We start from the raw sequence: 25043 nt of genomic DNA, 5'->3' as shown, positions 1-25043 counted from the left end.
TCTTTTATTCTTTAAATAATCTTAATACTAAGAATGATTATCATAAAAGAAAAGAATTATTTTTAACATAAACAAATTTTATTATTGTTATAATGGCACAAGAAAAAAAGAGGGAATAATATATATGATATTAATGATTGATAATTACGACTCATTTACTTACAATATAGTTCAATATTGTTTGGAATTAGGAGCTGATTTAAAAATAATTAGAAATGATGAATTAACACTAAAAGAAATAGAATCTTTAAATCCGCAAAAAATTATAATTTCTCCAGGCCCAGCAACTCCAGATGATGCAGGCGTATGTTTAGATGTTATAAAATATTTTGCAGGTAAAAAACCAATTTTTGGTATATGCTTAGGACATCAAGCTATTGGACAAGTTTTTGGAGGTAATGTAGTGCGTGCTAAAAATATGATGCATGGGAAAACTTCTTTAATAAAAGTTGTAAAAGATACAAAAATTTTTGAAGGCTTACCAAAAGAGTTTACACAAACTAGATATCATTCATTAATAGTTGAAAAAGAAAATCTTCCTGAAGATATTATAGTTACATCATATAGTGATGATGACAATGAAATTATGTCTTTAGAAATCAAAGATAAACAAATCTATGGAGTTCAGTTTCACCCTGAATCAATAATGAGTGAACATGGATTTAAAATACTAGATAACTTCTTAAAATTATAAAATGACTACTACAAATAATAAATTTAACTACTATTTTTATATATCTTTATTAACAATAGTAGTAATTTTATTATTCAAAGCAGACAATTCACTTAGTATTTCCTATAAAGAAGCATTAAATGTATTTGTTAATAACTCAGTTTTATCTATAATATCAAAACTATCTATATCAATTTTTGGACAAAATGATATTGCCTTAAGATTGCCCTTTATAGTATTTTATGCCTCAAGCGTATTATTGATGTACAAATTAACAGAAAACTATTTTAGATATGAAAAAGATAGGTTTATTGCAATTTGCATATTTATGATTCTTCCTGGAGTTATAAGTGCTTCATTACTTGTTAATAGCGCAATAATGGTAATCTTCTTCACACTTCTATATTTGTATATGTATCAAAAGAACGCTAAGCATTCTTATTTATTGTTAGTTTTCTTTTTATTTGTAGATAATTCATTTGCCATTTTATATCTAGCATTATTCTTTTATTCTTTTAAAAATCAAGATAAAAAGTTAATGTATTTTTCAATGATATTTTTTATTTTATCAATGTATATATATGGATTTTCAACAGATGGAAAACCAAGAGGATTTTTAGTTGATACCTTTGCAATTTATGCGACGGTTTTTTCCCCTTTGTTATTTATATACTTTATTTACTCATTATACAGAGCTGGAATAAAAGATGAAAGAACAATAACTTGGTATATTTCTATGACTGCCATGGTTTTGTCAATAGTATTTTCTTTTAGACAAAGAGTATTTATAGAAGACTTTGGTCCTTATGTTGTGATATCTCTACCTTTTATGTTAAAAACATTTTTTCATTCATATAGAGTTAGATTAAAAGAGTTTAGACAAACTCATAATATAATAGCAGTCTTGATAGTATCTATGCTTGTGATAAATGTATTTCTAACTTTTATTAATAAACCTTTATATTTAGTTTTAGGAAATCCAACAAAACATTTCGTGTATCAATATCATTTTGCAAAAGAATTAGCAGATGAACTAAAAAAAAGAAATATAAATGAAGTCACATGTATAGATAAAGAATTACAACTAAGATTGAAGTTTTATAATATAGTAGAAGGTGAGAAATATTTCTTATCAACTCGTTCATATTATAACTATGATGAAAGAATTGTAATTAGATACTACAATAAAGAACTTCTTGATGTATATGTGAAAAAAATAGAAAAATGAAAAAATCATTTTCTGTATTAGAAATCATTTTAGTAATCACTTTACTTGGATTCTTATATACAGCCTTTCTTCCCAAAACAAAAATCAATAATCTTGATGAACTGACAAATAGAATATCATTATATATTACACATCTAAGATATAAAGCATTAATAGATGATAAATATGATTTAAGTGATCCTTTATGGCATAAACAAAGATGGACAATAAAATTCTTCAATTGTAGAAAAAGTGTAGGTGGTATTTATTACACAATATATACAGATAGAAATAAATCAGGACATCCAAGTGCTGAAGATAGTTTAAAAGATCCATTAAGCAATAAAAACATATATAGTTTTAACACTTGCAATGAAAATGATGAAAATAGTAAATATGTTCTACTAACTAAACAATATGATATAGAAGATGTAAATATTTCTTGTAATGATACAACAACCCTAGGTCAACTCTCTTTTGGAAGTGATGGAAAAATATATTCAAAATTATCAGCCTTTGATAATGAAAGTGAAGAATATGAAATTACTGAACCATGTACAATAAAATTCATTTCAAAGAATAAAGATACAAAAGAAATCACAATATATCCATTCACAGGATATTCAAAACAAGAAAAAGTAGAGTAAACGAGATTAAAAAAGATTAGTTAGTATAGAAAAGTAACAAAAAAATAAGAAAAAAACAAACAATTCTCCCCAAGACCCAATAAAAATAAAGTAAAAAAGAATAAAATAGTAAAAAAATGAAGAAATTGTAAAATTTGTACAAAAATCTATTGACAAACCCAGAGGAATCTATTATAATTCCCGTCCAATTTGACTGGAACGCATCAAACGAAAGTGTGATGGTAACGAGATAGTTTGAATGTGGATGATCTTTAAAATAAATTATAACGTTTATAAAGTAATCTTTGTAAACCGAATATGTAATTCTTGTTGTTTAAATCTGTCAATTTATTCAGATTAAAAATAAGAATAATGTTAAATATATAAAACAAGAAAAGTATGGTAAAACATATTAAACTTGTCTATTAACTTATGAGTGATAATTTTGTAATTAGTAAAATAATACAGAAGAAGTCAAGTTCAAAAACTTCAATTTATGGAGAGTTTGATCCTGGCTCAGAGTGAACGCTGGCGGCGTGCTTAACACATGCAAGTCGAACGAGAACGGATTATAGCTTGCTATAATTGTCAGCTAAGTGGCGCACGGGTGAGTAATATATAGGTAACGTGCCCCAAAGAAGAGGATAACAGATGGAAACGTCTGCTAAGACTCTATATGCCTTTATGACAAAAGTCAGCAAGGGAAATATTTATAGCTTTGGGATCGGCCTGTACAGTATCAGTTAGTTGGTGAGGTAATGGCTCACCAAGACAATGACGCTTAACTGGTTTGAGAGGATGATCAGTCACACTGGAACTGAGACACGGTCCAGACTCCTACGGGAGGCAGCAGTGGGGAATATTGCACAATGGACGAAAGTCTGATGCAGCAACGCCGCGTGGAGGATGACACATTTCGGTGCGTAAACTCCTTTTATATAGGAAGATAATGACGGTACCATATGAATAAGCACCGGCTAACTCCGTGCCAGCAGCCGCGGTAATACGGAGGGTGCAAGCGTTACTCGGAATCACTGGGCGTAAAGAGCGTGTAGGCGGATAGGTAAGTCAGAAGTGAAATCCAATAGCTCAACTATTGAACTGCTTTTGAAACTGCTTATCTAGAATATGGGAGAGGTAGATGGAATTTCTGGTGTAGGGGTAAAATCCGTAGAGATCAGAAGGAATACCGATTGCGAAGGCGATCTACTGGAACATTATTGACGCTGAGACGCGAAAGCGTGGGGAGCAAACAGGATTAGATACCCTGGTAGTCCACGCCCTAAACGATGTACACTAGTTGTTGTGAGGCTCGACCTTGCAGTAATGCAGTTAACACATTAAGTGTACCGCCTGGGGAGTACGGTCGCAAGATTAAAACTCAAAGGAATAGACGGGGACCCGCACAAGCGGTGGAGCATGTGGTTTAATTCGACGATACACGAAGAACCTTACCTGGACTTGACATAGTAAGAACTTTCTAGAGATAGATTGGTGTCTGCTTGCAGAAACTTATATACAGGTGCTGCACGGCTGTCGTCAGCTCGTGTCGTGAGATGTTGGGTTAAGTCCCGCAACGAGCGCAACCCTCGTCATTAGTTGCTAACAGTTCGGCTGAGAACTCTAATGAGACTGCCTACGCAAGTAGGAGGAAGGTGAGGATGACGTCAAGTCATCATGGCCCTTACGTCCAGGGCTACACACGTGCTACAATGGGGTATACAAAGAGCAGCAATACGGTGACGTGGAGCAAATCTCAAAAATATCTCCCAGTTCGGATTGTAGTCTGCAACTCGACTACATGAAGTTGGAATCGCTAGTAATCGTAGATCAGCTATGCTACGGTGAATACGTTCCCGGGTCTTGTACTCACCGCCCGTCACACCATGGGAGTTGAACTCATTCGAAGCGGGGATGCTAAAATAGCTACCTTCCACAGTGGATTCAGCGACTGGGGTGAAGTCGTAACAAGGTAACCGTAGGAGAACCTGCGGTTGGATCACCTCCTTTCAGAGATAAGAGATCAGATTCGTTTCTGATTTCAAATATCAAATAAAGAAAATGGCAAAGATTTTATATATTCGGTTTATAAAGATTATTTAAATAGGTAGTAGGGGCCTATAGCTCAGCTGGCTAGAGCGCTCGACTGATAATCGTGAGGTCCCAGGTTCAAGTCCTGGTAGGCCCACCATGATAATCTTATAATGTTGAATGTTAAATTTTAAATGTTGAATTAATTTTTTTAATTCAAAATTCAGAATTTAGAATTCAAAATTATTAGTCCCAGGGGAATTAGCTCAGCTGGGAGAGCGCCTGCTTTGCACGCAGGAGGTCAGCGGTTCGATCCCGCTATTCTCCACCACCTATTTTAGAGTTCAGTAATCAGAGTTCAGTGCTCAGAAGATAGAATTTAAAGTTCAGTTATAATAATTTAGCTTGAGAGTAAAATTAAATATAAGTTCAAATTAGTTTGAATTTATATTTGATTTTCGAATCAAAACTTTTAGAGAAATCTAAAATGATATTTAAAAATATAATGTTAAAGTCTTTAATTTTTTCGTTTAATTTACGTTCGAAAGAACATAATTTAAAAACAAAAATTTAATTATCTAAAAATTGTTACCTTGAAAAAACTTGTTTTTTTAAGATAATTTGAAATAGATAGAACACAACTAATTTTATTAAGATGTAAGAGTTGATGATTAGATTCATTAATTTAAATATGTTTAATAAGATAGTAGCCAAAGAATAATTATCAAAAATGCGACAGAATTTAATTCTGTTTATTAATAAGCTATTAAGGGCTAATGGTGGATGCCTAGATTGTAAGAGGCGATGAAGGACGTATTAGGCTGCGATAAGCCCCGGGGAGCTGCCAAAGAGCTTTGATCCGAGGATTTCCGAATGGGGCAACCCAGTATAATGAGAATTATATTACCCTGCGGGGAGCTAACCTGGTGAAGTGAAACATCTCAGTAGCCAGAGGAAGAGAAATCAAACGAGATTCCGTCAGTAGCGGCGAGCGAACGCGGATTAGGACAAACCCAATGCTTGCATTGGGGGTTGTAGGACCATGATATGAGACTAAAGAAGATAGATGAAATACTTGGAAAAGTGTAGCATAGAAGGTGAAACTCCTGTAATTTAAATTTTCAATAGCTCTAATGGTATCCTGAGTAGGTCGGAACACGTGATATTTTGACTGAAACTGGGGGGACCACCCTCCAATCCTAAATACTACTTACAAATCGATAGTGAACAAGTACCGTGAGGGAAAGGTGAAAAGTACTCCAGCGAGGAGAGTGAAATAGAACCTGAAACCATTAGCTTACAATCATTCAGAGCCCTATGATTTATCAGGGTGATGGACTGCCTTTTGCATAATGAGCCTGCGAGTTGTGGTGTCTGGCAAGGTTAAGTCAAGTACGAAGCCGTAGCGAAAGCGAGTCTTAATAGGGCGAAATAGGGTCCCCATTAAGAACTTTATGTTCTTAATGGGTTCCCTTAGTCAGATGCTGCAGACCCGAAACGAAGTGATCTATCCATGAGCAGGTTGAAGCTGGTGTAAGAGCCAGTGGAGGACCGAACCCGCAGGCGTTGAAAAGTCTTGGGATGACTTGTGGATAGGGGTGAAAGGCCAATCAAACTTCGTGATAGCTGGTTCTCTCCGAAATATATTTAGGTATAGCCTTGTGTTGTAGCATATAGGGGTAGAGCACTGAATGGGCTAGGGCTGCTTACCGCGGTACCAAACCCTATCAAACTATGAATACTATATGTGGAATCACAGGAGTCAGGCGGTGGGTGATAAAATCCATCGTCGAGAGGGGAACAACCCAGACTAACAGCTAAGGTCCCAAAGTCACATCTAAGTGGAAAACGATGTGGAGTTACTGTGACAACCAGGAGGTTGGCTTAGAAGCAGCCATCCTTTAAAGAAAGCGTAACAGCTCACTGGTCTAGTGATTCTGCGCGGAAAATATAACGGGGCTAAGATGTGCACCGAAGCTTTAGATTCGAATTTATTCGAGTGGTAGGAGAGCGTTCTATTCAGCGTTGAAGATGTACCGGTAAGGAGCGTTGGAGCGGATAGAAGTGAGCATGCAGGCATGAGTAGCGATAATTGAGGTGAGAATCCTCAACGCCGAAAACCCAAGGTTTCCTACGCGATGCTCGTCATCGTAGGGTTAGTCGGGTCCTAAGTCGAGTCCGAAAGGGGTAGACGATGGCAAATTGATTAATATTTCAATACCAACATACAAGCGCGATGTGGGGACGCATAGAGTTAGTCGAGCTCACTGATGGAATAGTGGGTCGAAGGACGTAGGCTGTTACTTAGGCAAATCCGGGTAACGTTAGGCCGAGATCTTACAGGCTCTTGACACTCTTCGGAGGAGATGGAGAATCGATGATACTGTCGTGCCAAGAAAAGCCACTAAGTATATTGTATGTTGCCCGTACCGTAAACCGACACAGGTGGGTGGGATGAGTATTCTAAGGCGCGTGGAAGAACCCTGGTTAAGGAACTCTGCAAACTAGCACCGTATCTTCGGTATAAGGTGTGCCTACTTTGGTATAGGAACTTGCTTCCAAAAGCTAGAGAGGTTGCAACAAAGAGTCCCTCCCGACTGTTTACCAAAAACACAGCACTTTGCTAACACGTAAGTGGATGTATAAGGTGTGACGCCTGCCCGGTGCTCGAAGGTTAACTGATGATATCAGCGCAAGCGAAGCATTTGATTGAAGCCCGAGTAAACGGCGGCCGTAACTATAACGGTCCTAAGGTAGCGAAATTCCTTGTCGGTTAAATACCGACCTGCATGAATGGCGTAACGAGATGGGAGCTGTCTCAACCAGGGATCCAGTGAAATTGTAGTGGAGGTGAAAATTCCTCCTACCCGCGGAAAGACGGAAAGACCCCGTGCACCTTTACTACAGCTTGACACTGTAGCTTGGATATTCATGTGCAGGATAGGTGGGAGGCTATGATATATGGACGCAAGTACATATGGAGCCATCCTTGAGATACCACCCTTGAATATTTGAGTTACTAACTGCGACGAGTCAACCTCGTTCAGGACAATGTCTGGTGGGTAGTTTGACTGGGGCGGTCGCCTCCTAAAAAGTAACGGAGGCTTACAAAGGTTAGTTCATGGCGGATGGAAATCGCCAGTTGAGTATAATGGCATAAACTAGCTTGACTGTGAGACATACAAGTCGAACAGAGACGAAAGTCGGTCATAGTGATCCGGTGGTTCTGTGTGGAAGGGCCATCGCTCAAAGGATAAAAGGTACGCCGGGGATAACAGGCTGATCTCCCCCAAGAGCTCACATCGACGGGGAGGTTTGGCACCTCGATGTCGGCTCATCGCATCCTGGGGCTGAAGTAGGTCCCAAGGGTATGGCTGTTCGCCATTTAAAGCGGTACGCGAGCTGGGTTCAGAACGTCGTGAGACAGTTCGGTCCCTATCTTCCGTGGGCGTAGGAAAGTTGAAGAGATTTGTCCCTAGTACGAGAGGACCGGGATGAACGTACCACTGGTGTACCAATTGTTCTGCCAAGAGCATCGTTGGGTAGCTACGTACGGATGTGATAAGAGCTGAAAGCATCTAAGCTCGAAGCCAACTCTAAGATTAACTTTCCCTGAAGTTCCCAGTAAGACTAACTGGTTGATAGGCTAGATGTGTAAGCGTTGTAAGACGTTTAGCTGACTAGTACTAATAGAACGTTTGGCTTATTTTATATTCTTTGGTTTACTATCTTATTAAATATATGAGAAACGTTATTAAAAGTGAACTGCTTCACTTTTATAGTTTCGGAACCGTAGCTTTTATGCTTATGCATAAGCGCAGGATATATTTAATAAACAAATTGTGTTTTTTTTAGAAAGAACAAAAGACTTTAACATTATTTTTTCTTAACTCTAGCATAGAGTTGAGTGTTAAGTATAATTTACTTAATTTGGGTTTTAATTCAAAATTCAAAATTAAGCATTCAAAATTAAATTTAACACTCAACTTTGCTGGTGGCTATAGAGAAGTGGAAATACCCAGTCCCATTCCGAACCTGGAAGTCAAGCACTTCATCGCCGATAATACTGCCGGGTCCCCTGGTGGAAACGTAGGCCGCTGCCAGCTCTTGAGTTTATTTACTTAAGCTTTTACTTATTCATACTCTTTGAGTATTTTTAGGTAGAAGCTTTTTTTTAGGGCTTTTTTTAGGTTTAAACTACTAATATTCCAATAACTAATACACCAATTATTGTTTTATCTTTTAATATTTACAATTCACATTTATCACTAATAATCCCATACCCAATCCCAAACGAATTACTTATTGTATCTTTCCCTATTTTATTTGATAATCTATTAATTAGTGACTTAAATGCTGAACTTGAAACTTCTTTATCTGACCAAATTTGCTTGATAATATCTTCATTTTTGACAAACTTATTTTTATTTATTAAAAACAGTTCTAATAATCGTGATTCGTTTTTTGTTAGAGATTGTTTTTTATCTAAAATTGTTATGCTTTTATCTACATAGTTATAAATTATATCATTTGTAATTATCGTTTTTATTTCCCCACTATTTAATATATTTTTTGCAGATAGATTTAATGCATGTATTAGTTTATTAATATCAACAGGTTTAAGTAAATAATCTATTAAATTTAGTTTAATAGCTTCAATTAAAATATCTGTTTCTTTATTTTCTGTGATTATTATAATTGGCATCGATTTGTTTTTTTTTCTAAGGTTTTTTACAAAAGACAATCCAGAGGATTCTTTTAAATTTATATCAATAATCAAAATACTAGGAAATGATTTTTCATATATTTTATTGGCATTTATTAATGAATTTGTATTAAGTACCTCTTTAAAAAAAAGGCGTAAAATATTCTCTATTTTTTTATATGAGGAATCTACCTCAGATATAAACAAAACATCAAGTTGTTTTAATATTTTTTTTAGTGATAAATTCATAATTTATTATAACACAAAAAAATAATAAATTTTGAAAATGAAACTACTTTGCAACTCTTTTTTATATATTATACGAGTATAAAATAATCCAATTACAAAAGGGTATGCAATGATCTCTATAAACAAATATGGTGAGAATATAGATTTATCGAATATAGAAGCTGTAAAGAAAATAAAATCATTTTCTTTAGATGGTTTAGTTCTTGATAAAGCACTTATTATTGAAGTACAAAAAGGTACAAAATTTTCTACTACTTTACAAGAAGAAGATTTAAAAATAGAATTTAAAGATGCAGATGGAAATATCTTTGAATTAATTCTTAAAAATATGGCTAATCTATTAGCTCAAAATGATGGAACTCAATTAGTTGAAATAATAGAAGCTGGAACTGAAAAAGTATTAGCTAGTATTACAGATATTAATTCTGCTCTTGAAGCAGCAGCAGCAGGTCCAGCAGCAGCAGGTCCAGCAGCAGCTAATACAAATTCTGATAGTGCAGCCAATTCTGGTCTTAATGATGATGAATTAAACTTACAAAATGAAACTTATAACAATTTAGTTGTAGAGGATGATTTAGCTGAAGATGCTCCTGCTACAGTAGCTCAAACTACAAGATTTAATTTTGCACCAATAATCGCAACAATTGCAACACAAAGTGTAGCTGAAGATGGAAGTACAACAATTACTTTTATAGCTTCTGATATTGATGGTGATACTTTAACTTCAAGTGCAACAGCAACAAATGGAACAGTAAGTATTTCAGGAAATGTAATAACATATACTCCAAATGCAAATTTCAATGGAAGTGATTTAATTACATTAAATGTAAATGATGGAACGACAACTACAACTCAAACAATTAATGTAACAGTAAGTCCTGTAAATGATGCACCAATAATCGCAACAATTGCAACACAAACAGTAGCTGAAGATGGAAGTACAACAATTACTTTTATAGCTTCTGATATTGATGGTGATACTTTAACTTCAAGTGCAACAGCAACAAATGGAACAGTAAGTATCTTAGGAAATGTAATAACATATACTCCAAATGCAAATTTCAATGGAAGTGATTTAATTACATTAAATGTAAATGATGGAACGACAACTACAACTCAAACAATTAATGTAACAGTAAGTCCTGTAAATGATGCACCAATAATCGCAACAATTGCAACACAAACAGTAGATGAAGATGGAAGTACAACAATTACTTTTATAGCTTCTGATATTGATGGTGATACTTTAACTTCAAGTGCAACAGCAACAAATGGAACAGTAAGTATTTCAGGAAATGTAATAACATATACTCCAAATGCAAATTTCAATGGAAGTGATTTAATTACATTAAATGTAAATGATGGAACGACAACTACAACTCAAACAATTAATGTAACAGTAAGTCCTGTAAATGATGCACCAATAATCGCAACAATTGCAACACAAACAGTAGATGAAGATGGAAGTACAACAATTACTTTTATAGCTTCTGATATTGATGGTGATACTTTAACTTCAAGTGCAACAGCAACAAATGGAACAGTAAGTATTTCAGGAAATGTAATAACATATACTCCAAATGCAAATTTCAATGGAAGTGATTTAATTACATTAAATGTAAATGATGGAAGTGTAACTACAACTCAAACAATTAATGTAACAGTAAGTCCTGTAAATGATGCACCAATAATCGCAACAATTGCAACACAAACAGTAGATGAAGATGGAAGTACAACAATTACTTTTATAGCTTCTGATATTGATGGTGATACTTTAACTTCAAGTGCAACAGCAACAAATGGAACAGTAAGTATTTCAGGAAATGTAATAACATATACTCCAAATGCAAATTTCAATGGAAGTGATTTAATTACATTAAATGTAAATGATGGAACGACAACTACAACTCAAACATTTAATGTAACAGTAAGTCCTGTAAATGATGCACCTGTAATTGCACTAATTTCAACGCAAACAGTAAATGAAGATGAATCACAAACAATCACTTTCACAGCTTCAGATATCGATGGTGATACTCTAACTTCAAGTGTAACAGCTACAAATGGAACTGCAACTGTATTAGGAAATGAAATCACATTTACTCCAACAAAAGATTTCAATGGAACAGCGACTGTAACATTAACAGTAAATGATGGAACGACAACTACAACTCAAACATTTAATGTAACAGTAAGTCCTGTAAATGATGCACCTGTAATTGCACTAATTTCAACGCAAACAGTAAATGAAGATGAATCACAAACAATCACTTTCACAGCTTCAGATATCGATGGTGATACTCTAACTTCAAGTGTAACAGCTACAAATGGAACTGCAACTGTATTAGGAAATGAAATCACATTTACTCCAACAAAAGATTTCAATGGAACAGCGACTGTAACATTAACAGTAAATGATGGAACGACAACTACAACTCAAACATTTAATGTAACAGTAAGTCCTGTAAATGATGCACCTGTAATTGCACTAATTTCAACGCAAACAGTAAATGAAGATGAATCACAAACAATCACTTTCACAGCTTCAGATATCGATGGTGATACTCTAACTTCAAGTGTAACAGCTACAAATGGAACTGCAACTGTATTAGGAAATGAAATCACATTTACTCCAACAAAAGATTTCAATGGAACAGCGACTGTAACATTAACAGTAAATGATGGAACGACAACTACAACTCAAACATTTAATGTAACAGTAAGTCCTGTAAATGATGCACCTGTAATTGCACTAATTTCAACGCAAACAGTAAATGAAGATGAATCACAAACAATCACTTTCACAGCTTCAGATATCGATGGTGATACTCTAACTTCAAGTGTAACAGCTACAAATGGAACTGCAACTGTATTAGGAAATGAAATCACATTTACTCCAACAAAAGATTTCAATGGAACAGCGACTGTAACATTAACAGTAAATGATGGAACGACAACTACAACTCAAACATTTAATGTAACAGTAAGTCCTGTAAATGATGCACCTGTAATTGCACTAATTTCAACGCAAACAGTAAATGAAGATGAATCACAAACAATCACTTTCACAGCTTCAGATATCGATGGTGATACTCTAACTTCAAGTGTAACAGCTACAAATGGAACTGCAACTGTATTAGGAAATGAAATCACATTTACTCCAACAAAAGATTTCAATGGAACAGCGACTGTAACATTAACAGTAAATGATGGAACGACAACTACAACTCAAACATTTAATGTAACAGTAAGTCCTGTAAATGATGCACCTGTAATTGCACTAATTTCAACGCAAACAGTAAATGAAGATGAATCACAAACAATCACTTTCACAGCTTCAGATATCGATGGTGATACTCTAACTTCAAGTGTAACAGCTACAAATGGAACTGCAACTGTATTAGGAAATGAAATCACATTTACTCCAACAAAAGATTTCAATGGAACAGCGACTGTAACATTAACAGTAAATGATGGAACGACAACTACAACTCAAACATTTAATGTAACAGTAAGTCCTGTAAATGATGCACCTGTAATTGCACTAATTTCAACGCAAACAGTAAATGAAGATGAATCACAAACAATCACTTTCACAGCTTCAGATATCGATGGTGATACTCTAACTTCAAGTGTAACAGCTACAAATGGAACTGCAACTGTATTAGGAAATGAAATCACATTTACTCCAACAAAAGATTTCAATGGAACAGCGACTGTAACATTAACAGTAAATGATGGAACGACAACTACAACTCAAACATTTAATGTAACAGTAAGTCCTGTAAATGATGCACCTGTAATTGCACTAATTTCAACGCAAACAGTAAATGAAGATGAATCACAAACAATCACTTTCACAGCTTCAGATATCGATGGTGATACTCTAACTTCAAGTGTAACAGCTACAAATGGAACTGCAACTGTATTAGGAAATGAAATCACATTTACTCCAACAAAAGATTTCAATGGAACAGCGACTGTAACATTAACAGTAAATGATGGAACGACAACTACAACTCAAACATTTAATGTAACAGTAAGTCCTGTAAATGATGCACCTGTAATTGCACTAATTTCAACGCAAACAGTAAATGAAGATGAATCACAAACAATCACTTTCACAGCTTCAGATATCGATGGTGATACTCTAACTTCAAGTGTAACAGCTACAAATGGAACTGCAACTGTATTAGGAAATGAAATCACATTTACTCCAACAAAAGATTTCAATGGAACAGCGACTGTAACATTAACAGTAAATGATGGAACGACAACTACAACTCAAACATTTAATGTAACAGTAAGTCCTGTAAATGATGCACCAATAATCGCAACAATTGCAACACAAACAGTAGCTGAAGATGGAAGTACAACAATTACTTTTATAGCTTCTGATATTGATGGTGATACTTTAACTTCAAGTGCAACAGCAACAAATGGAACAGTAAGTATCTTAGGAAATGTAATAACATATACTCCAAATGCAAATTTCAATGGAAGTGATTTAATTACATTAAATGTAAATGATGGAACGACAACTACAACTCAAACAATTAATGTAACAGTAAGTCCTGTAAATGATGCACCAATAATCGCAACAATTGCAACACAAACAGTAGATGAAGATGGAAGTACAACAATTACTTTTATAGCTTCTGATATTGATGGTGATACTTTAACTTCAAGTGCAACAGCAACAAATGGAACAGTAAGTATTTCAGGAAATGTAATAACATATACTCCAAATGCAAATTTCAATGGAAGTGATTTAATTACATTAAATGTAAATGATGGAACGACAACTACAACTCAAACAATTAATGTAACAGTAAGTCCTGTAAATGATGCACCAATAATCGCAACAATTGCAACACAAACAGTAGATGAAGATGGAAGTACAACAATTACTTTTATAGCTTCTGATATTGATGGTGATACTTTAACTTCAAGTGCAACAGCAACAAATGGAACAGTAAGTATTTCAGGAAATGTAATAACATATACTCCAAATGCAAATTTCAATGGAAGTGATTTAATTACATTAAATGTAAATGATGGAACGACAACTACAACTCAAACATTTAATGTAACAGTAAGTCCTGTAAATGATGCACCTGTAATTGCACTAATTTCAACGCAAACAGTAAATGAAGATGAATCACAAACAATCACTTTCACAGCTTCAGATATCGATGGTGATACTCTAACTTCAAGTGTAACAGCTACAAATGGAACTGCAACTGTATTAGGAAATGAAATCACATTTACTCCAACAAAAGATTTCAATGGAACAGCGACTGTAACATTAACAGTAAATGATGGAACGACAACTACAACTCAAACATTTAATGTAACAGTAAGTCCTGTAAATGATGCACCTGTAATTGCACTAATTTCAACGCAAACAGTAAATGAAGATGAATCACAAACAATCACTTTCACAGCTTCAGATATCGATGGTGATACTCTAACTTCAAGTGTAACAGCTACAAATGGAACTGCAACTGTATTAGGAAATGAAATCACATTTACTCCAACAAAAGATTTCAATGGAACAGCGACTGTAACATTAACAGTAAATGATGGAACGACAACTACAACTCAAACATTTAATGTAACAGTAAGTCCTGTAAATGATGCACCTGTAATTGCACTAATTTCAACGCAAACAGTAAATGAAGATGAATCACAAACAATCACTTTCACAGCTTCAGATATCGATGGTGATACTCTAACTTCAAGTGTAACAGCTACAAATGGAACTGCAACTGTATTAGGAAATGAAATCACATTTACTCCAACAAAAGATTTCAATGGAACAGCGACTGTAACATTAACAGTAAATGATGGAACGACAACTACAACTCAAACATTTAATGTAACAGTAAGTCCTGTAAATGATGCACCTGTAATTGCACTAATTTCAACGCAAACAGTAAATGAAGATGAATCACAAACAATCACTTTCACAGCTTCAGATATCGATGGTGATACTCTAACTTCAAGTGTAACAGCTACAAATGGAACTGCAACTGTATTAGGAAATGAAATCACATTTACTCCAACAAAAGATTTCAATGGAACAGCGACTGTAACATTAACAGTAAATGATGGAACGACAACTACAACTCAAACATTTAATGTAACAGTAAGTCCTGTAAATGATGCACCTGTAATTGCACTAATTTCAACGCAAACAGTAAATGAAGATGAATCACAAACAATCACTTTCACAGCTTCAGATATCGATGGTGATACTCTAACTTCAAGTGTAACAGCTACAAATGGAACTGCAACTGTATTAGGAAATGAAATCACATTTACTCCAACAAAAGATTTCAATGGAACAGCGACTGTAACATTAACAGTAAATGATGGAACGACAACTACAACTCAAACATTTAATGTAACAGTAAGTCCTGTAAATGATGCACCTGTAATTGCACTAATTTCAACGCAAACAGTAAATGAAGATGAATCACAAACAATCACTTTCACAGCTTCAGATATCGATGGTGATACTCTAACTTCAAGTGTAACAGCTACAAATGGAACTGCAACTGTATTAGGAAATGAAATCACATTTACTCCAACAAAAGATTTCAATGGAACAGCGACTGTAACATTAACAGTAAATGATGGAACGACAACTACAACTCAAACATTTAATGTAACAGTAAGTCCTGTAAATGATGCACCTGTAATTGCACTAATTTCAACGCAAACAGTAAATGAAGATGAATCACAAACAATCACTTTCACAGCTTCAGATATCGATGGTGATACTCTAACTTCAAGTGTAACAGCTACAAATGGAACTGCAACTGTATTAGGAAATGAAATCACATTTACTCCAACAAAAGATTTCAATGGAACAGCGACTGTAACATTAACAGTAAATGATGGAACGACAACTACAACTCAAACATTTAATGTAACAGTAAGTCCTGTAAATGATGCACCTGTAATTGCACTAATTTCAACGCAAACAGTAAATGAAGATGAATCACAAACAATCACTTTCACAGCTTCAGATATCGATGGTGATACTCTAACTTCAAGTGTAACAGCTACAAATGGAACTGCAACTGTATTAGGAAATGAAATCACATTTACTCCAACAAAAGATTTCAATGGAGATGCAACAGTAACCTTAACAGTAAATGATGGAAAAGTAACTACAACTCAAACATTTAATGTAATAGTAACTCCTACAAATGATGCACCAATAGTATCTTTTTCTGATATCACTGTTTCTGAATCAGCTCTTACATATGCTACTGAAGAAATCTTACAAACTATAGTTACAGATGCTGATGGTAAAATAACTTTAAATATCTCTACTTCAAATAGTACAATAGTTGGATTATTTAATCAATTTGATGTTGAATCACTTGTTAAAAATAGTATTTTATCACTATTACCAGATAATTATGAAGATAATATAACATTAGATATAGATACAAGTGTTTCAGGAACGGTTACAGTAAATGCTCAAATTACAGGTTTACCTTCAAATCCTTTTTTATCAGTTATTTCTCAAGCAAATCTAAAACTTGTATTACTTGATCATTTAGGAACTGCATTTAATTTACCACTTGAAAATGCTGTTTATACAGGTCAAATAACTGTAAGTGATGTAGATAATTTAAGCGATGTTACTCTTTCTTTAGGTGAGGTTAGCATGAAAGTTACTACTACAAATTCATATTTAATTACGCTTTTTGAACAATTAACAACTGCAACTCCTAGTTTAGCTTATATCCAAGATTTAGCAACTGATTTGATAAATGGAAATATTTCTATATCAACAACGGCATCTAAAACTATAAATATTCCTACACTTGCTGTGGATGCTCTTAAAACAGCTGGATTATTAAATATTACATTAGATGATAATGGAGAATATAAAATTATTTCACCACTATTTAATACAATGAAAGGAAGTGATAGTATTGAAATTTCATTTGATTATACTGCAAATGATGGAATAGATGATTCTAATAAAGGAACAACAACTGTTACAATTACTGGAGTAAATGATGCTCCTATTGCAGTTACTGATAGTGTAGATACTGAGATTGCATTTGGTGAAACTACTTATGAAGGTACACTTCCTGGATCGTATATTGTTAATATGTTAACTGATGTGTTAGGAAATATTAATTTATCAAATGGATTAACAGGTATTATTGATATTGATGAAGTTTTAACTGCAGTAAAAGAAAGTGTAGATATAAATATAGATACAAGTACCTTGTCAACTACTCTTGTACCTGGATTATCAGCATTAATTTTAGATAAAGCTACAGGTGGGCAACTTGAAACTTTACCAGATACTATTAAAACTCAAATAGAAACTGTTTTAGGTGATTTAAGTGGAACTGAAGAAGAATCTTTGGAAACTGCTATTGACACATTTATTACTTCAGTTATGAATGGTACATCTGTAAATGATGCTTTAGTTCCATTTGGACTTAATATTATTGGACTATATAGTACAAAATTGAATGCCCTTCAGAGTGATATTCAAACTGCAGTTACTGACTCAATAGAAACAACAACAAATGAACAAGCTTTAATTTATACAAAACAAAGTTTTATTGATGTGTTCGCTAATTCTTCAGATACTAAACCTGATATTACTTTTGATGCTTCTTCATTAGAGATTGCATTAAAAAAATATTTAGAAAGTGATAGGACTGCTTCTGATGAAGCAACATTTGGAAATGAATTATTTGCAAGTATTAATAATATAAATCAAACGGAGTTAGTTGCACTATCAACTAACACAGCATTAATGGCAAGTCCAGCTATAAGTCAAGAATCAAAAGATTTATTCAATTATTTAGCAACAAATAATATAACATTAAATGCGTACATTATATCTTTATCTACAGCTGCAAAAGTGGATGCAGAAAATGATATTAATACTAATGAAACTACAATTGAAGCTTTAGCTATCGCATCAATGAAAATAGCTATAAAAGATGCAATTGAAAATAATCTTGGTGATGCTACAGGTACAAATGATACTTTATTAACAACTTCAATTAATACTTTTGTAACTTCATATATTGCTGCAAATGAAAATTCAACTCAAGAAAATAGTGCACTTTTAGAACTACAAAAAGATATAGTAAAAATCTATATAGCAAATCCTTTAACTGTTGAATTAAATCCTATTATAACAATTGCAAATGCAATAACTATTGATCCAAATGATATTGATTTATCTACAATAACAGCTGATTCGATTTTGACTAAGGTTATTAGTGAACTTGGACTTACAAATATTGATATAACTACAATGGTAAATCCAATTTTACAGTCAACTATAACAGAGTTGAAAACTTTTGTTTCAAGTTTAAGTTTATCTCAACTAGCAAATGATCCTGATGCAATTGTAAATACATTTAAAGATCTTTTAACTGTAGTGTTCAATATTATAGATGATAGTATTGATACAGTTTTCTCTAAAGATAATACACCTATAGATGACGCATTATTACTGAGTACTTTAAAATCAGTTCTATCAGATGAAATTTCTACAGCTTTATCTACAACATTACAAACATTGATTTCTCAGTTATCAAGTGCTGGAGTGGATTCAACAATTTTAAGTTCATTACCAAATGAAATAAATGATTATCTAGTGACAGAGATTACAAAAGATTTAAGTTTTGATATTGAAGGTATGAAAGATATTGCCCTTGAATCAATCTTCACTCAACTAGGTCTTGACACTGGATTATTAGAAGAAGCAGCAAGAGATCTTATTGCTGAGAAAATGGTTGAGGATGTATTTACAAGATTAAGTATGGATGAGGATTTACTTGATATTGCAACGTTAGCTTATAAAGTAGATGGTGATGTAATTACAACTGTTTATAATGAATTTGGAGTTGACGTAACAAACACATTGACTACTCCTACAACTGTAACTGTTGATTCTGATGGTTCATATACAGTTACTAACTCTTCATTTGCTACTATGAATACTCTTTATGAAGTAAAAGTAGAATTTTCTTATGTTGTAAATGATGGAATTGAAGACAGTGAAGCTAAAGCTGTGACTTTAAATATTTCATTAGCTGATTCTTCTGTTTCAGATGGTCATATTGCAGGTGCCCTTGTATTTGAAGATTTAGATGGCGATAAAACATTTGATGATGGTGAAAAATCGACTTATACAGATGCAAATGGTGATTTCTATTTGGCTGGTGTTACAGGACCTCTTGTTGCTATTGGTGGAACTGATATTTCAACTGGACTTGCATTTACTGGAACTTTAACAGCACCTACTGGTTCTACTGTTTTAAGTCCACTTACTACTCTTGTTCAAAGTTTAATGGAATTAGATTCTACTTTATCTGTAGAAGAAGCTTCAAGTAAAGTAAAAACTTCATTAGGTATTGATTCAAGTATTGATTTAACAACTTATGATTCATACGCTATTGCAACAGATTCTACATCAAGTGAAGCAGCAAAAGAAACTGCAAAAGAAACTGCAAATTCAGTTCAAAAAATCGCAGTTCAATTAGTGATTCTAATGACACAAGAAAGTTCAGCTTTAGATTCTATTACTGATATGATTAATGATTCTGATAATATAGATTTAACATCAGTTGAAAATATTACTACTATTTTAGGAACAAGTGATACAAATATTATCAATGCAATATCAAATTTAAATCAAGCAGTAAATAATGCTTCTTTAGTTTCAGTAGAAGATATTTCAAAAGTTCAAACTTTAGTAAAAGATGTTATAGAATCTGCACAAGATGGAACAGTTTTATCAGTAAATGAAATCTCTGCACAAGCAAGTGAAGTGGTAGTAAATAAATTACCAGTAGTAACTATAGTTTCTACATTAGCTGCAAATGAAGATCAATCAACTGCACTTGCATTTACACTAAGTGATGAAGATGGAATAATAGAAGAAATTACAGCAAGTGCAGAAAATGGAACAGTAAGTATAGATGGTTCTGAAATCATATATCTTTCAAACAAAGATTATAACGGAACAGATATTATTACTATAATTGCAACAGATGATGATGGTGCAAGTGTTAGAAAAACTATAAGTGTAACAGTAACTCCTACAAATGATGCTCCAACTCTTACAGTTGTAAGTAGCACAACAGTAGCTGAAGATGGAAGTAAAACAATCACATTTGTAGCTTCTGATATAGATGGTGATACTCTAACTTCAAATGTAAGTGCAACAAATGGAACAGCTGTAATAAGTGGAAATGAAATCACATTTATTCCAAGTGCAAATTATAATGGATCTGCAATTATTACATTAACTACAAATGATGGAATACTTACAACTACAAGTATAATAAATGTAACAGTAAATCCAGTAAATGATGCACCAACAATAGAAACAATCTTAACACAAACAGTAGATGAAGATGGAAGTAAAACAATCACTTTTGTTGCAAGTGATATTGATGGTGATACTTTAACTCCAAGTGTAACAGCTACAAATGGAACTGCAACTGTATTAGGGAATGAAATCACATTTACTCCAACAAAAGATTTCAATGGAGATGCAACTGTAACATTAACAGTTGATGACTTAAATGGTGGAGTAGTAACTCAAACATTTAATGTAACAGTAAGTCCTGTAAATGATGCACCTGTAATTGCACTAATTTCAACGCAAACAGTAAATGAAGATGAATCACAAACAATCACTTTCACAGCTTCAGATATCGATGGTGATACTCTAACTTCAAGTGTAACAGCTACAAATGGAACTGCAACAGTATTAGGAAATGTAATTACGTTTACATCAACAAAAGATTTCAATGGAGATGCAACAGTAACCTTAACAGTAAATGATGGAACGACAACTACAACTCAAACAATTAATGTAACAGTAAGTGCAGTAAATGATGCACCAACAATCGCAACAATTGCAACACAAACAGTAGCTGAAGATGGAATTAAAACTATTGCTTTCACAGCTTCAGATATTGATGGTGATACTCTAACTTCAAGTGTAAAAGCTACAAATGGAACGGCAAAAATAATAGATGGTCAAATAGAATTTACTCCAACAGAAGATTTCAATGGGACTGCTACGGTAACATTAACAGTAAATGATGGAACAACAACTACTTCTCAGACATTTAATGTAACAGTAAGTCCTACTAATGATGCTCCAACAATAGAAGTTGTTGAATCTGCAATTGTAAATAAAAATAATGATAAATCAATTACTTTTATGGCTTTAGATATTGATAGTGATTTAACTACTACAGCAACAGCTTTAGAAGGTACAGTTGAAGTAAATGGAAATATAGTTACTTATACGCCAAATAAAGACTATGTAGGAACTGATACTATTACTTTAACTACTACTGATGGTGAGTTTAGTGCTACAAAAACTATTGGATTAACTGTAAATAATAGTAATGATAATCCTATTGTTCTAGAAAGTGATTTAGATACGCTAATTGTATATGGTACTTCTTATGAAAATTCAGTTTATAAAGGTATTTTAGAAACTGTTGATGGCTTAAATGATAATCAGATATTTACATTAGGTTCAAATTCAAGTGTTACTGTAAATGGAGTGGATGTTACTTCTTCAATCGGTAACTTAGGTTCAGTTGTAGTTACAAGTACAGGTGAATTTATTCTAAATTCTACATACTTTAATTCACTTGCAAAAGGTTATGTAATGAAAATTTCATTTGATGTAATTGCAAGTGATGGTGAAAATGATGATATAACAAAAACTGTTTCTTTAACAGTAACAGGTACAAATGATGCACCAGTTATCTCTACATTATTTACTAATAGTGGCAATGAAAATACTATTTTAACAGGACAAATATCTGCAAGTGATGTGGATATAGTTTTAGGAACAAATGGTTTACCAAAGAGCGTATTAACATATTCAACAACAAGTACTTTAGGAGAATTTAGTTTAAATTCTACTACGGGAGCTTATACATTTGACACTAATTCTTATGATTATTTAAAAGATGGTGAAAAATTAGTTATAGAAATTCCTGTTAGTGTAACTGATGGAGTTGAAAAAGTAAATTCAATTTTAAAAATCACAATTACAGGTACAAATGATGCACCAATTACACAAGCAGATCAATTTGCATTATCAGAAGATTCTGTAGCTACATTTACAGCTTTAGAATTATTATCAAATGATAGTGATATTGATGGAGATAACTTAAGTTTAGTAAGTGTTTCAAACGCTTCTAATGGAATAGTTTCAATTGTAGATGGTAAAGTTGTATTTACTCCAGTTTCAAACTACGATGGAGTTGCAAGCTTTAATTATGTTGTTACAGATGGTATTAGTGAAGTTGAGGGAACAGTTAATTTAACAATCGATTCTGTAAATGATGCTCCAACTGCAAATGCTGATGTGGTAAAAGTTTTTGAAGATATTTCTGTAGATATTAATGTATTATTAAACGATACTGATGTGGAAATAAAAGATTTATCAATTCAATCATTTACTCAACCATCTTATGGAACAGTAACTTTAAATGATGATGGAACTTTAAAATATACTCCAGTTGCAAATGCATATGGATTAAGTGATAGCTTTGAATACACAATTAAAGATCAAGGTGGATTAACATCAACAGCAACTGTAAACTTAACAATAACAGGAACAAATGATGCTCCAATAGCTGTATCTCAAACTATAAATGAACAAGTTGATTCATTTGTTAGTTATGAGGGTTATTTACCTGGATCTATGATTTCTGCTTTAGGAAATCCACAAATTGATATTAAAGTAAGTGATTTAGTAAATACAGATACTATTACAGTAACTCCTACTTTCCCAGTTGTATCTGATGCACAAATCACTGCATTAAAAGCTGGAATAATTGTGTCTTTAGGAATTTTAAATAGTGATGGAACTTTAGGTACTAATGCGATTTCATACTTTGATCAAGATAAAATAAATAACTTAAAAACTGTAGTTGAACTTATCAAAGATGATGTTGATGCAAATAGATTATCTGATGGTAGCATTAATATGGGTTATGTAGGAATGAATTTAAATACATGGGTATCTGGAATTACTACAAAACTTATTAGTGAGTTTGAATTAGGTGCTCAAACACCTGCTGAAATCACTACATTTAATACTAATGTAATTAACTATTTATATGCTAATATGGCTGTATTAACAGGTGATACTGTAGATTTCAATAAAGTTGCAAAAGATATGTTAAATCTTGCAAAAACTGATTTTGGATTAACATTTACAGAAATTGTTAGCAACAATATTCCAGATTCATTAGTTACGGCAATTAGTAACTTAACAGCTGTAAACTCAACAGCTTTAGTTTCAGGTATAAACTTAGATTCAGCACTTAGTGCATATACAGAATCTAGTATTAGTGTTGATACTTCTGCTTTTGATTCTGTTAAAACACAGTTAAGTACATATTTAGCAACATTAAGCCCAAGTGATTTAAGTGATTCAAGTGTAGTTTTAGCTAAATTTACTTCAATATTAAACGGAATTGATTCTATCGTAGCAGGTCAATCTGATGCAGTTGAAACAAGTATAGATACTTTAATCACAGCACTTGAGCTACAAATTTCAAGTGATTTAAATAGTGCTTTAGATAATCAAATAGCTACAAATGTGACTGCTTTTGTGGACGCATTAATAGCTATAAATCCAACGATTAATACTACTACTTTAACTGCACAAATTAATTATGCTATTAGTTCATTAAACATTGCAGATGCTACAGTTGATATTTCTACTTCTCTTACTGCAAATGATATTAAAACTGCTGTATTATCTGACTTTGGTATTTTGGGTGATATCTCAACAGTGAGTGGAAAAGAAGCTGCGGCATTAACTTTAGCAGATGATTTATCTACTAGAGTAGGTATGGATGCAGATTTTGAAGACATTTCTACATTGACTTATTTCTTAACTGCTGATTCTGTTAATGCAACTATTGATGGAGTTGATATTTCAGATGTAAAGGTAACTATTGATCCAACAGGTGCATACTCAGTTACAAGTGATACTTTTGCAACACTTGATTCTTCTGATGATGTGAAAATTTCATTTGATTACTATCTAATGGATAAAACAGGTACTAAAAGTGAATCTGAAACTGTAAATTTAAATATTGATTTAACAGATTCTTATTCAACTGAGTCAGATGATTCTCAAACACTTGATATGGTGACATTACTTTCAAATACATCTGGATTAGATGAACTTGATATGACTTTAGGTGAACATATTTTAAGCAACTTCACACTTGATGATTTTGTTTCATTAACTGATGAAGATAATACACTTAAAATATTTGGTGATGGTGCAGATAAAATCTCTTTAGATTCAGCTCAAAACTGGACTCAAATGACGGGTTCTGATGGTGCGACTCCATATACAGATCCTGATGGATTCCATGTGTATACAACTACAAATGCAGCTTCTGAGACTTTAAAGCTTCTTATTGAAAACACAATTACAGTTGAAAATGTATAATTATTAGGCTAGAATTAGCCTAATAATTAAAAAGG

The 25043-nt window shown here is 33.1% G+C and carries 5 protein-coding genes, 2 tRNA genes and 3 rRNA genes; 9 read left to right on the top strand and 1 reads right to left on the bottom strand.

Annotated elements, in window-relative coordinates; genetic code table 11:
- The first annotated feature begins 124 nt into the window (after positions 1-124).
- From AACT_RS13200 to rrf, 8 genes are all read left to right on the top strand, one after another.
- Positions 125-694 carry an anthranilate synthase component II gene (locus AACT_RS13200; RefSeq protein ID WP_172127619.1) on the top strand — a complete coding sequence of 190 codons (570 nt, stop codon included), beginning with the start codon at positions 125-127 and terminating at the stop codon, positions 692-694.
- A gap of 1 nt (position 695) precedes the next feature.
- Positions 696-1901 (top strand): glycosyltransferase family 39 protein, encoded by a 1206-nt coding sequence (locus tag AACT_RS13195; protein WP_172127617.1) that lies wholly within the window; start codon positions 696-698, stop codon positions 1899-1901.
- Positions 1898-2527 carry a type II secretion system protein gene (locus tag AACT_RS13190; RefSeq protein WP_172127615.1) on the top strand — a complete coding sequence of 210 codons (630 nt, stop codon included), beginning with the start codon at positions 1898-1900 and terminating at the stop codon, positions 2525-2527. Before AACT_RS13195 ends, AACT_RS13190 begins: the two co-directional genes overlap by 4 nt.
- A gap of 472 nt (positions 2528-2999) precedes the next feature.
- Positions 3000-4516: ribosomal RNA gene (locus AACT_RS13185) — 16S ribosomal RNA — on the top strand.
- Positions 4517-4620: 104 nt separating this feature from the next.
- Positions 4621-4697 (top strand) — tRNA-Ile (locus AACT_RS13180).
- Positions 4698-4792: 95 nt separating this feature from the next.
- A tRNA-Ala gene (locus tag AACT_RS13175) sits at positions 4793-4868 on the top strand.
- Positions 4869-5293: 425 nt separating this feature from the next.
- Positions 5294-8248: ribosomal RNA gene (locus AACT_RS13170) — 23S ribosomal RNA — on the top strand.
- A 279-nt stretch (positions 8249-8527) separates the two neighbouring features.
- Positions 8528-8643, top strand: a 5S ribosomal RNA gene (rrf, locus tag AACT_RS13165).
- The 16S, 23S and 5S rRNA genes sit together here with 2 tRNA genes alongside, the layout of an rRNA operon.
- Positions 8644-8786: 143 nt before the next feature.
- Here the strand turns inward: rrf and AACT_RS13160 are convergent.
- Positions 8787-9491 carry a response regulator transcription factor gene (locus AACT_RS13160; RefSeq protein ID WP_172127613.1) on the bottom strand — a complete coding sequence of 235 codons (705 nt, stop codon included), beginning with the start codon at positions 9489-9491 and terminating at the stop codon, positions 8787-8789.
- A gap of 109 nt (positions 9492-9600) precedes the next feature.
- Between AACT_RS13160 and AACT_RS13155 the strand changes: the two genes are divergently transcribed.
- A complete protein-coding gene (locus AACT_RS13155; RefSeq protein WP_172127611.1) occupies positions 9601-25008 on the top strand; it encodes a tandem-95 repeat protein in 15408 nt (5135 codons plus the stop codon).
- Positions 25009-25043 lie beyond the last annotated feature (35 nt).

The sequence above is a fragment of the Arcobacter acticola genome, assembly GCF_013177675.1.
Lineage (GTDB): Bacteria > Campylobacterota > Campylobacteria > Campylobacterales > Arcobacteraceae > Aliarcobacter > Aliarcobacter acticola.
The sequence above is the reverse complement of the archived record's forward strand: the minus strand, read 5'-3'. Positions and strand labels throughout refer to the sequence as shown.

Coding starts and splice junctions, on each gene's coding strand:
- AACT_RS13200 (WP_172127619.1), top strand. CDS start 125: ATGATATTAATGATTGATAATTACGACTCATTTACTTACAATATAGTT.
- AACT_RS13155 (WP_172127611.1), top strand. CDS start 9,601: ATGATCTCTATAAACAAATATGGTGAGAATATAGATTTATCGAATATA.
- AACT_RS13160 (WP_172127613.1), bottom strand. CDS start 9,491: ATGAATTTATCACTAAAAAAAATATTAAAACAACTTGATGTTTTGTTT.
- AACT_RS13190 (WP_172127615.1), top strand. CDS start 1,898: ATGAAAAAATCATTTTCTGTATTAGAAATCATTTTAGTAATCACTTTA.
- AACT_RS13195 (WP_172127617.1), top strand. CDS start 696: ATGACTACTACAAATAATAAATTTAACTACTATTTTTATATATCTTTA.